The sequence below is a fragment of the Chryseobacterium taeanense genome, from assembly GCF_900099685.1.
Lineage (GTDB): Bacteria > Bacteroidota > Bacteroidia > Flavobacteriales > Weeksellaceae > Chryseobacterium > Chryseobacterium taeanense.
Window position 1 is genome coordinate 132051 of sequence record NZ_FNDW01000012.1, and the last position, 12003, is coordinate 144053.

The 12003-nt window shown below is 36.4% G+C and carries 9 protein-coding genes and 1 rRNA gene; 3 read left to right on the forward strand and 7 right to left on the reverse strand.

Translation table 11 applies throughout. From position 1 onward, the window contains the following. The 6 genes from BLR30_RS17935 to tssO form a co-directional block, all read right to left on the reverse strand. Nucleotides 1–3204, reverse strand: a complete 3204-nt coding sequence (locus tag BLR30_RS17935; RefSeq protein ID WP_228400781.1) for a glycoside hydrolase family 19 protein — start codon at nt 3202–3204, stop codon at nt 1–3. Nucleotides 3205–3226: 22 nt separating this feature from the next. Continuing rightward, nucleotides 3227–3730 (reverse strand): DUF4280 domain-containing protein, encoded by a 504-nt coding sequence (locus tag BLR30_RS15345; protein ID WP_089860839.1) that lies wholly within the window; start codon nt 3728–3730, stop codon nt 3227–3229. Nucleotides 3731–3824: 94 nt separating this feature from the next. Further along, nucleotides 3825–6224, reverse strand: a complete 2400-nt coding sequence (gene tssR, locus BLR30_RS15350) for a type VI secretion system protein TssR domain-containing protein (RefSeq protein ID WP_089860841.1) — start codon at nt 6222–6224, stop codon at nt 3825–3827. A 46-nt stretch (nt 6225–6270) separates the two neighbouring features. Then, nucleotides 6271–7179: a PKD domain-containing protein gene (locus tag BLR30_RS15355; protein WP_089860843.1), complete on the reverse strand. Its 909-nt coding sequence runs from the start codon at nt 7177–7179 to the stop codon at nt 6271–6273. A gap of 68 nt (nt 7180–7247) precedes the next feature. Next, complete coding sequence (locus BLR30_RS15360) at nt 7248–7775, reverse strand: type VI secretion system transmembrane protein TssO (protein WP_089860845.1); 528 nt, start codon at nt 7773–7775, stop codon at nt 7248–7250. 11 nt (nt 7776–7786) lie between these two features. Next, a complete protein-coding gene (gene tssO / locus BLR30_RS15365; RefSeq protein WP_089860846.1) occupies nt 7787–8323 on the reverse strand; it encodes a type VI secretion system TssO in 537 nt (178 codons plus the stop codon). Nucleotides 8324–8502: 179 nt separating this feature from the next. Between tssO and BLR30_RS15370 the strand changes: the two genes are divergently transcribed. The 3 genes from BLR30_RS15370 (at nt 8503) to BLR30_RS15380 (ending at nt 11522) form a co-directional block, all read left to right on the forward strand. Next, on the forward strand, nt 8503–9174 hold the full coding sequence (locus BLR30_RS15370) for a response regulator transcription factor (protein WP_089860848.1): 672 nt from the start codon (nt 8503–8505) through the stop codon (nt 9172–9174). 139 nt (nt 9175–9313) lie between these two features. Next, a complete protein-coding gene (locus BLR30_RS15375; RefSeq protein WP_089860850.1) occupies nt 9314–9610 on the forward strand; it encodes an HU family DNA-binding protein in 297 nt (98 codons plus the stop codon). A 352-nt stretch (nt 9611–9962) separates the two neighbouring features. Further along, complete coding sequence (locus BLR30_RS15380; protein WP_089860854.1) at nt 9963–11522, forward strand: Rne/Rng family ribonuclease; 1560 nt, start codon at nt 9963–9965, stop codon at nt 11520–11522. Nucleotides 11523–11927: 405 nt separating this feature from the next. On the opposite strand, the gene rrf is transcribed toward BLR30_RS15380, so the two are convergent. Continuing rightward, nucleotides 11928–12003 (reverse strand): 5S ribosomal RNA (gene rrf, locus BLR30_RS18105); the annotation flags it as partial.

The following is a 12003-nucleotide window of genomic DNA, read 5'->3' on the forward strand; positions in this document are numbered from 1 at the left end:
TTAAATTTCTTTTAAAGTTGGGGAAAATCCCTGAATATGCAAATGGTCATTATGATTTCTATTTTTATCATTGGTACAGTGATTCAGTATCTTTTCATCTCTTTCACCATAATTCTGTGAGAGCATGCTTTTCCAGCCAAATTTATACAAGGCATCATTAAATGTATTTTGTCTTGTCTCATCAAGCCCTTTCCATCCGGTAGCTTCACTGCTGCTGAAGAGATCGGTTTTTCCCCCTTCTTTATCCGTACGAAGGTATCTTAAATCACCATTCATCCCATTTTTATGAGACTTACTTCCTCCAACAGATTCTCCTTTTTCATTACTGAAACCATTAAATACAAAATCATCATAATTGCATTCTAATAACGCGCCAAAGAGTGCCGCCATGGTGACATCATTCATGTAATAACGGGAAGTATTGATAGTTAATGTAAAACCTACAGAATCTTTTCTGTATTGATGTTTTACGGTTCGGATATCAATTAAATAAATATTTTCGGTGTCTTTTCCGAGTTTATCTTTGTAAACCCCGCCATAGTTTTCTTTTGTTTTTACCAATTTATATTTACCTAAATCATGAATATTGCCTGCACTGTCATGGTAAAAATAGGCAGCCGTTTCTCTCTTTTCATTTTTGTATTTATACTGAATTTCTCCTGTACTTTGGATATGATATTCCACATCGGCATCACCTAAAGCGGTCGCCTGGCATTCATCGGTTCTCAGAACTTCTTTTATTTTTGCTAAAATTGTTTCTCTTGCAGCAACATCATTGGTAGAGCCATGCACGAGCCTTGTTACTTCTTTAAAATCACCTTTATCAGCAACTGTATTCAGATCTTTTTCGTTACCGTTACTCAATAAAACGCCATGTTTCCAGTACCATCCTGCAGATCGGGTGGTAAGATCCAGATCGCTCAGCAGCAAATCAGGGTCAGCCACAAGATCTTTGCCAGCATATTCCCCGAACCTTCTGTATCCTTTCTTTCTTGTTATCTGGATAAGACCTCTTCCTCGGTATTTATAGCCGTCTCCACTGGCTTCATCTCCGTTTTCAGCAACATTTCTGTAGACATAATTTCCCAGCTTTTCCGGATTTTTAAAAAACTCACTGGGATTAGAATACAATCTCGGATGACTTTCTCTTGACCAGAAGCTATGCAAAGCTCCTTCTGTTGTATAATAAAGGTTTTCGTCAGCTCGTGAAAAGTAACCCGTTTCTTTCGTGATCTGAGTAAGGAAAAATGCTTTTTTAACGCAGGTATTTATTTTAAATTCTTTTAAAGTTTTGTTTAATGAGGTAAGGAAAGTTTCAATCGTCGGTGAGCCGAAACTGTTTGTTCCTTTATTGAAAAGCTGGGCAACATCCGGGTACATTTTATTAAATTCTTCAACGGTAATCGGCGCTTCACATCTTGGGCATTTTTTAGCAACTTCAAAATAAGCACCTTCTTTTTTGAGGAATTCTCCTTCATGTTTTTTAATATTTCCGGTGCATTCTGCTTTTAGCCAGAGAAATTCAGTTACTTTTTTGAATACGTCAAAAGTCACTTCTTCATCTTTATGGTAGACCTCTTTGGTTAATACTTTTACGATTGCGTCTACTTTGGCAAATTTTTCCTGTCCGGCTAATTCGTCTTTTATTTTGTCTGCCATAATTCCCGCAATTCTCTTCTTCTGTTCTGCAGTAGCTGTATTATTGGTTCCACCGAATTTATAGACGTAAGTTCCGTCTTTTTTACCACTGAGCTTTTCTCTCCATTCTTTTAGTGTCTCATCTGATTGTGGACGTAGTTTTATTTTAACTTTAGCTATTCCTTTTTGGGCCACTGCTTTAAGGGTAGTCATTTCGCTCCCGTTCTCTTTTGCCTCCAAAACAGGAAGACTGGCATTTTCTTCAACTAATAAAGGTTCTTTTTCTTTGATATTTATACTTACTTCTTTGCCATCAAGAAGCATGGTAGTAGCTACCAGATATAGTTCTTCTTCCAGTGGTGCGCTGTTTACCCTTACTAATACGGCACCAAGTTTATTCAAAACAAAAGAAATAGTTTCACCCTTTGCATAAGATGTTTTTGTGAGTGCGTTTTTAATCGTTTCAAGCTTGGCATATTTTTTATCATTCTTAATTGCCGGATCTACTTTGCCTTTAATAATCTGTGCAACAGTATCTTTATTTATATTATTATTGTTCCCTGCAAAAGTATAGGTATAATTACCATCAGTTTCATCGGTTTCCTGTGTGAATTCTTCTTTTGCAAAATAAGCATCGAGAAGGCTTTCTGTTTGGGGTTCCTGCACAACACTTGTTGTTTTTCCTTCAGGAGTTTGTACAGTAGGTCTTTGCTCAGGCTCAATGGTTCCTTTGGTTTCATTCACCGCATCAGGTTGTATGGTGTTATCTCCCACTGCGTTTTCTTCTTTTTTTGAAGCAGGCTGCTGATTTGTTTGTGATACCGGTGTTCCTGAATTTTGCTGAGTATGATTTGAATTTTGTGTTCCCTGAACAGGTTCGCTGTATTCAGGATTATTAACATTCACATTAACGGTGGCGTGCTTTCTATCGCTGTAGTATTCTACGGTAACATAAAATTCAAGTTTTTTAGGATCCGTTTCTCCCTGAGAAGCTTTCTGCATTAAAGCTTTGGTTAATACGAATTCGGCATTTGCGGTGCCCGTCCTGTCAACAATAGCTTCCCTACTGTCTACAAAAAGATTATCTGAATTATGCCCGTTTCCCGAAGCATCATCTTCCCAAAGCGTAAATAAAAGCTTCTTTCCCGTAAGATTTACGCACTGAGCTTTAGCAACCAGCTTTTCGGTATAGCTGAAAACAGTTCCGGGAGAATCATCTGTGTACCGAAGTTCAACTTTGCTAATCTGCGGAATTCCTGCCGGCTGTGGATTAATATCGATAGTTGTTGGGCCACTTCCTTCCGGCTCATGAAGATAAGCTTCCAATCGATATGTATTTTTTGCAGCAACTTCACCGAATGTAAAGCTCCCGTCTCCTTTTTTTGTGATATTGGTCGTTGTAAAACTTCCGTTGGATCTCTTTTTAAAAAGTTCCCAGGTAACTGAAGCAGGATTTCTCTCAGCGGCGTGTGTGGAAGGATACCAGCCTGTGACCATATAGGTGGTTTTCTCGCCAATCGTCGGGGTTGGATTCCCTGAAATCTTTGAAACTCCTTTTTTAGACATAGAAAGTGTTTTTTAAGATTAATTAGTAAGCATCAATTTCACTTTCCAGGACAGTTTCTTTATAGTCCTGCATTTTTACAAGCGGATTAATATGCTGCACCGTTTTGTTATCAGCATTTTTTACACTTTTTTTACTCATCTCTCCTCTCTGACCGTGATCTTTGATGGTAATTTTCCCTCCTACCACACACTGTAGCTCAGATACTTCAGTAACAATTTTCTTACCCATGATTTTTACTTTATCATATGTTTTCTGCCATTTTCCTGCAGGCGCATAAGAACAGGGCAAATTTCCTCCTGAAGAAGGTTTTAATTTACATTTTCCAAAACTGGGACCTGGAGGATTGAACTGAAGATCATCTTCGGTTACGCCAAGAAAATCTGCGTTTCCGTCTGAATCATTCCAAAAATGTTTCTTATGGGAAGTAACTTTATGCTGGGGAAACTGATCTCCCTGATTGCATTGGGCTTTGCCTTTCTGTACGACGAAATGCTTGCCGTCATGTGGAGATGATTGCTGTGACATAATATTTTGGTTTGGGTAATGTCAAAGATAAAAAATTTACATTAGAAAAAATAAAAAAAGCGAAAATTAATTCCGCTTTTTTATAATTAAGTTCTTAATGCTTAGTATATTCCGGTTGTTCGGTGGGTAGCATTGTAGGCATAAAGTATTCATTCAGCCAATAGAAAGTCTGTCCATTTTGCTGAATTTTTACCGCAGGATCATTCCTGTGAGAAAGCATTCTATCAGCTAAATCTTTATAATGACGGAAATACGTTCTGGCTGTTTCATTCGTTATAATTTTAGATTTCTTCCAGCCTTTCAGCATATATTTCGACATGATTTCTTCTTCTGAATTATCAAAACCTGTGCTTACTCCTACCGCATACGACATGGGCTGTTTGTAAAGGTCACCTTTATCCAAGAATTTTAAAGTCGGATTGTATTTTTTTAAGAGTTTCACAAATTCCCTGACTGCTCTTGCCTGGTTGAAATCGGCTCTTTCAGCTCCTGTTTTCTGGTAAACTTCTGTGTAAAATAATTTTAAATTGTCATATTCTTTTTCAGAAATCAGAATTCCTTTTTCAATTCCCGGTTTATAGTCTTTCAGTTCTTTCGGAATATACCCTTTCACCAAAAACGGATTTCCGTAATTAATCAGCTGTGCAGCAATTCCGGCAGGAACAGGGTTGGTAAGCCCCGGAAAAAGATATTTATACTTCAGGTCAACATCTGTTCTGCCCGCTCCCACTGATGAGTGGAAGTAGTCATTCAAAGATTTATCCAGGTTCGTATTATCCAGTGTGACCTGTGCAATAAGGCTGTCCACTGATTTTTTAAGATAACCCGGCGCTGCGATGTCTCCTTTTTTAGGGAAAATAACAAACCCCTGAGACATACTCTGCTTAGGATAATCGAGTGAGAAGAAACCTTCGTCACCTTCTACCAGATTAAAATTATTTTTCGTTAAAACATCATTCTGATTGATGATTTTCTGTTTCTTGAGTTCAGCTATATTTTTAGCGGTATTGGTAACAACATTTTCAGCCATCAATACAAAATCATTGTAAGTATCAGATGATCTGGCACTTGTCTGGAACATAATAACTCTTGCCTGAGCTTGTGTGAGTGAATTGATTACGCCATACATATTTCCGCTCTGTGCAGCCGAAGTTCCTACGGTAACAACGATATTGGTTTCATCCGGGAAGTTGGACAGAAGATTTCCTGCAGCCATCAAGCCTTCACTTACCGGCTGATACCCGCTGTTGCTGGCGCAATTCATTTCATTGGTTTTCTGATCGATAAACGTGGTAATTTTACTGTAGTCTGTATTCAGAGGAGAAACTGCTACATTATCACCGCATGGATTATTTTTATATAAAACCACACCATATTTCACCTGATTAAAATAAGAAGGCTTTTCAAATCTTAATTGCAAATCCTGTAAAAGCGATTTTACAATCGGAGCGTATGGCGCATTGGGAGCACTGATATCCAATGTAAACACAATGTTTATTTTCTTGTTTTTTTCTGTGATCTCTCTGTATCGATCAAAATAAATCGGCTCTCCCAGCACATTGAAAACGTAATTTTTGCTGTAATCTAAAACATTGGTGAAATATTTAGTCTTGGAATCCGGAGTCGGTGTTTCATTCAGAGGCAAAGTTACCGGGAAAATATTTTCAAGTGGTCTTCTTTTATTCACATCTGTCAGGAGGATTGCTGTTTTGCTTTCAGAATCATTTCCTCCCGGGTTACCTTCGTGAATTCCCAGCATAGTTTCTGTAATTCCTGTGGTATTTTTCATTTTAACGGCAGAACGTTCGCCCCACGTAGAAATCACGTTTGAGCTTACCCAACCATAGAGGCTAGTGCCTATACTGTCTATATCGATGGAAGGTTTTTTCCCAACAAGAAATCTTTTGTTATTTTCCGCCTGCTTATAGACATAAACCATCTGTCCGTTTGGGATTTTCACATTAGCCTGCTCAATAAGACTCGGCGAATTGAACACCATGATGGAGTCGTTTTTATAATATCTTTCAGAATTTCTGATGACTTCGCTGTTACTTGGTACAACGGCAACTCTCACTGGAAAACCTGTCTTTTCATTTTTCAGAGCGTTGCTCCAAAGAAGAAGATCAGATTCGGGAATCCAACCATAGATTTTCACTTGTTTAGACGAAACTTTTTTCATTAAAGCATCAGGAATATATTCCGCTACTTTTACCATGCCGTCTCTGTGCTTTAAAACCATTAGTGGTTCGAGAAATTTAACTTCTTTATATGATTTTTCATCACTTTTATCCAAATAAGGCGTATTTCTGGAGCGATCAGAAATTGCAATCCATGGAACTGCTTTTTTAGGAAAGCCATTAACTACAGGTGAATTATCAACCTGTCCGTAATGTGCAGGTTCGGGCGTTTTTTTAGACGGTAATTTTACCTGACACGCGGTCAGTAATACCGAAATTCCGATATAATATGCTGCTAGAGGAAGTTTATTTTTCATCCTTTTAATATTTTATGATGGTGTGAATCCCGAAATGGGACGAATATTATTTGCTTTGGTTGATGTCTACTTTGGTAACGCAGTTTTGCGCATCATCAAAATTTACTTTAACGGTCTGAATAACATTATTCTTATCAAACTGAAGCCCTGCGCAATACATATAAAAATTGTTGACTTTACTGTCATTCACTTTTACGACCGTATTTTCATTATTGCAGAGATAGGTTCTCAACAGATAATTATAATGCATATTGAAGCTATTACCGTAGGCAATCTGCTGAAGATGATATTTAAAATCATTATCAATTTTAGCATAGGTATCTTCTACGCTTACTTCCTCTTCCAAAGCGTCGTAAGCCGGAAGAATTTTAATCTGATGGAGAATTGGCTGTTCACTCTCATCTGTGTAGAGTGTCACGATATAATCTCCTGGTTTTTTGTAAGAATAGATCGCCATTTTATCTTTGGAATCAATATTTCCCGTTTCACCGAATTTCCAGGTAAACTGTTTTCCTTCGGAAATAGCGCGGAACTGCACATTCTCAAACTGCATCGCCTGTGAAGGAGCATCAATCATCGTGACTGTTTTTACGCTGTCTTGAGGCTTTGGAAGCGCTCTCGAGGAAACCATAACCGGGAAAGATTTCGAATACTTGTTGTCGATGATGAGTGTTATCTGATAATATCCCGGTTTATTGTAAAAATGAATACCACTGCTTTTATCGCTGGTGGTTCCGTCCCCGAAATTCCATCTTTTTGTTTTGGCAAACTGAGTTTTGTCTTCAAAGGAAAGCGTGTCTCCCACTTTTAATGTTGACGGATAAACGACCCCGACTATATCATCGGAAGAGTGTATCACTTTCTTCTGCAGCCACAGTGCGACGAGTGCCGCTATCAGCAATGTTGCTATAACACCGATAATAATGTTTTTTTTGTTTTTCTGAAAGTAATTCATAGTTAATTATTGTGTGATGTGTGTGTTGTGGTGTTTTATAATTGATTCCCTGATGTGGAATTATAAGCTTACGGAGTCCTTGATTTCAAAGCCGTCTCCCGCTGAAAGAGCTGGCTTTTCTTTTCTTTAAATCCGATGGAACATTCTTGAAACTGTTTTTCAAAGCTCTTAATATTCTCCGTTTTGCTGGAAATTATTTTTTTGTCGTTGAAATACATTTTATAAAATTTTGCAATCTGAGGATAAGCTTCTTTTCTGATATCACTGATATTTTCTCCGTTCTGAAAATAGTTGATTACATCATTAATTCCATACATAATATTGTTTTCCGCAAAAGCCTGTGGGGTTTCATCCGTGAGTTTATTAATCATGGAAAAAGTACTGTCGAGTGTTTTAAATGAAAGTTTCTGCTTTTGATCGAATTTGGCTTTTTCCTCAAGACTTTGTACAGAAACAATGTCTTCATCTGAAAAAGGGGATTCAAAACCTTTTAAAAATATGATTCCCAGAAAAATAATTGCCGCTAAAAGCATTACGATCAAATATAAAAACTGATAATGCCTTTCTTTTTTTGATAATGTAATTTGTCCCTGCATACGATTTGTTTTTATCTTCTTCGTCTTAATCCTGAAAACTTTCTGGTAGGATCTACTTTAAGTTCATTGTTTATAACCCCTATTTTACCCTTACATTCACTCAAATCTCTGATTGCCACCTGCTCTTTATAAGAAACATCAATGATTTGTTTTTTAAGGGCAAGCATAGGCTCTATTTGTTTCATGAGAATAGAATAATGCTTAAAATTATCGGCAGTATCTTTACCCATAACGTCTCTGGCGTTTCGGATATCATCCATAATAGAATTTTTCAGGAATATGTCATTTTCGACTCTGTTGATGTCGAGCTGATCCATACGGTAAAGAATACTGTCTACGTGAATTCTGAGAAGATCACTTCTTGTGAGCAGATCGCGGTAATTGTCTGCCTCCTTTCTGATCCCTTGTCGTTGAATATCGTAGCTTTTAAAAAAGAAAAATACACAGATGAAAGAAACACCTGATAAAACGATAAATGATAGAACAAATTTCCAAATGCCTATCCTTACGTCAGCTTTGTTTAGTTTTTTCTCCCGGTTCGAAGACATAGTTTGTGATTTGTTTGGTCTGTGAAATTATAAAAAAATAATTTATTCACAAAATTTAAATAATCCTGTTACATAATATTATTTTTTCCAATTAAATTAAGATTAATTTTCACTTTAATCTTATTTTCATAATTTAGTGATCTGATTTTTTAATCATCACACACCAAATCGATATTAAAGTGAGCAAATTATTGACCAATACTGTGCGGTTCTCTATTGCAGACAGTGATTTTTATTTTAAAAAAATATTAATCAAAATGCTTATGGAAAATCCGTTCTATATGCTTCTTAATGACTGTAACAACGGTCATGAGCTTATCAGCAGGAATTACAGAAGGCAGGAAGACGTTTTTATTGTAGAGTTATTCATGCCTGTACTCAGCGGACTTGAAGCTATAAAATATATCCGGAAAAGCAATACCGAAACACCTATCATCACCTATTCCGGAACTTATCAGGAAGATATGGCCGAAATACTTTCTAGAATTCCCAACATTTATTACTGTCAGAAAAAAAGTAATGTAATTAAAGACATTATTAAAGGAAAAATCACATCAGATACTTTCGATTACGAAGCTTATACCAAAAATTGGGAACAGCAGCCATTGGCGGTTATGGAATATATGGATCGGCAGAAGAAAAGCCAGGAAGAACTTTCGCCAACTGAAATCCAGCTCATGAAATTCTGCTATGAAGGCTTCAGCAATAAAGAAATTGGTGAAAAGCTGAACCTCAGTACAAGAACCATTGATACCTACATTAATCGCCTTACGGAAAAGCTCGGTTTGAAAACAAAACTTCACCTGATACGCTTTTGCGTGGAGAACGGATACTACAATTCGAGTATGTAAGAGTAATTTAATAATTTCATAAAACAGACTAAACATTAAATTTTCAATCTCTTAACGAAAAATATTTTACCACTAATTTGCTAATATTCAATTTTTTTAACTAAATTTGCACACCTAAAATTTAAAATTAAAAAAGGAAATGACAAAGGCTGAATTGGTAAACACCATCTCAAATAAGTTGGGAACCGAAAAGAATGAAACACAGAAAGTTGTAGAAGCTTTTATGCAGGAAATCAGAACTTCCATGTATAATGGAGATAATGTTTATCTGAGAGGTTTTGGATCTTTTATCATTAAAACAAGGGCAGCTAAGACGGGAAGAAATATCTCTAAAAACACTGCAATTGTAATCCCTGCTCATAACATTCCTGCTTTCAAACCATCAAAATCTTTTGTGGAGAAAGTAAAAACAAAAGTTAAAACAAAAGAAAATTAACTGAATATTAACTAGTTACTAAAAAATTATAATTATGCCAAGCGGAAAGAAAAGAAAAAGACACAAGGTTGCAACTCACAAAAGAAAGAAAAGAAGAAGAGCAAACAGACATAAGAAAAAATAATCTCATTCCTGAGATTTATAATATATAATATAGTTGGTGATTTTAATTTTTTAAACATTCACCGACTATATTTTGTTTTGTAACTATTAAGATGTCAATGAAAGGATTTTATATTTTATCAAAAAAAATGTTATTCATTCAATACTAATTCTTAATTTAAGGATAAATTTATATGATGAAATATATAGCTTTTTTCTACCTTCTTAACAATTTTTATCTTACAACAAAATGAAGAAAGAACTAATAGTTTCGCATGAGGATGATCTTACGAAGATTGCACTCCTGGAAGACGGAAGACTATGTGAACTTCATGAGCAAGAGGACAAAAGTGACTTTATAGTTGGTGATCTTTTTATCGGAAAAGTAAAAAAACTGGCACCCAATCTGAATGCTGCCTTCGTAAATATAGGCTATGAAAAAGATGCCTTTCTGCATTATCAGGATCTTGGACCTCAATATCTTACCTACAGGAAATTTCTGAAGGATACTATTTCCAAAGCGCAAAGCTCTTCAAGCTTAAAAAATTTTGAGATACAGCGCGAAATAGATAAAAACGGAACCGTAGACAAAGTCATTGCTAAAGATGACGTTATTTTACTACAGATTACCAAAGAGCCTATTTCGACAAAAGGGCCGAGAATATCTACCCAGATTTCGCTTACAGGTCGCTTTTTAGTACTTATCCCTTTCGACAATAAAGTATCTATTTCAAAAAAAGTTAAAAGTTCTGAAGAAAAAGAAAGACTGAGAACACTTATTGAAAGTATTAAACCTGAAGGTTTTGGAGTGATTATCAGAACAGTAGCAGAAGGAAAAAAAGTTGCGGATCTCCACAACGACATGAATCAGCTCATTCAGAAATGGGAAACCACTTTTAAAAATATTCAGAAAAACAAAGTTCCGTCCAGAGTATTAAGTGAAGATGATAAAGCTTCAGCTATTTTGAGAGACAATTTCAACCAGGATTTTGTAAGTATCACCTGTGATGACGAACAAATGGTTGATGAAATGAAAAACTATCTGGAAGTAATTGCTCCGGAAAGAAAAAATATTGTTCATTTTTATAATTCTCACATTCCACTTCTGGAATACTATAATGTTGAAAAACAGCTCAAACAAAGCTTTGGAAAACACGTCAATATTCCCAGCTCAAAAGGCGCTTATCTTGTCATAGAACATACAGAAGCACTACACGTAGTCGATGTAAACTCCGGAAACAACATTACAACAGGAGCTTCCGTAAATAAAGAACATGCCCTGAATGTAAACAAAATGGCAGCAACAGAGATCGCAAGGCAACTGCGTCTCCGTGATATGGGTGGAATCATTGTAATTGATTTTATCGACATGACCAACCCGGAACACAGAAGAGATCTATATGAGCACCTGAAGGAAGAAATGAAGCGTGATAAAGCCCGCCACAAGATACTTCCACCAAGCAAATTCGGACTCATACAAATTACCAGACAAAGAAACCGTCCGGAAAAACAGATCGATACTAAAGAAGAAAACCCGAATAAAGACGGAGAAATCGTTGCTCCGATCGTTATCGTAGAAAGAATGGGTGAAACCCTGAGAACAATCATGCAGAAGGAAAAAGGAAAACTTTACCTTCATGTACATCCATTCGTTGAAGCGTATCTCACAAAAGGATTAAACAGCATTCAGATGAAATGGTTCGTAAAGTACAAAAAATGGGTAACCATTGTCCCACGAGACTCTTTCAAATATTTAGAATACAGAATTTACAATTCAAAAAAAGAAGAATTGATCGGATATTCTAATTAAGGAAAACTTACAACCTCTGGATCTACCGGAGGTTTTTTTATTTCTATAAAAGAACAAGTCTAAGTATCTACCTTCATAAACTTTTAATTAAAGGGCGCAAATTATAAGCTCATATTACACATATTTTCACACTGGCTTTATATATTAAAGTTTAATTATTCAGGAGCTTCCTCTCGCTATCCGCTCATACTCCTCGCGCCAGGGCTTTTCCAGGGCGAAGGCCTTTCTTTCATTCCCCGCTGTGGGGTAACCGCTACTATCGAGGCTAGGGTGATAGGCTGAAGTATAAATAGGCGGGTTGTAGGCAACAGTACGGCTTTTAGTATGTAGTAAAAATATTACTTTCCCTTAGGGTATATAACAAACAAAAAAACCTCACACATTACTGTATGAGGTTTTTAAAAAAACTGGCGGCGACCTACTCTCCCGCGTTAGCAGTACCATCGGCGCTGGTGGGCTTAACTTCTGTGTTCGGAATGGG

Coding starts and splice junctions, on each gene's coding strand:
- BLR30_RS17935 (WP_228400781.1), bottom strand. CDS start 3,204: ATGTCTAAAAAAGGAGTTTCAAAGATTTCAGGGAATCCAACCCCGACG.
- BLR30_RS15345 (WP_089860839.1), bottom strand. CDS start 3,730: ATGTCACAGCAATCATCTCCACATGACGGCAAGCATTTCGTCGTACAG.
- tssR (WP_089860841.1), bottom strand. CDS start 6,224: ATGAAAAATAAACTTCCTCTAGCAGCATATTATATCGGAATTTCGGTA.
- BLR30_RS15355 (WP_089860843.1), bottom strand. CDS start 7,179: ATGAATTACTTTCAGAAAAACAAAAAAAACATTATTATCGGTGTTATA.
- BLR30_RS15360 (WP_089860845.1), bottom strand. CDS start 7,775: ATGCAGGGACAAATTACATTATCAAAAAAAGAAAGGCATTATCAGTTT.
- tssO (WP_089860846.1), bottom strand. CDS start 8,323: ATGTCTTCGAACCGGGAGAAAAAACTAAACAAAGCTGACGTAAGGATA.
- BLR30_RS15375 (WP_089860850.1), top strand. CDS start 9,314: ATGACAAAGGCTGAATTGGTAAACACCATCTCAAATAAGTTGGGAACC.
- BLR30_RS15380 (WP_089860854.1), top strand. CDS start 9,963: ATGAAGAAAGAACTAATAGTTTCGCATGAGGATGATCTTACGAAGATT.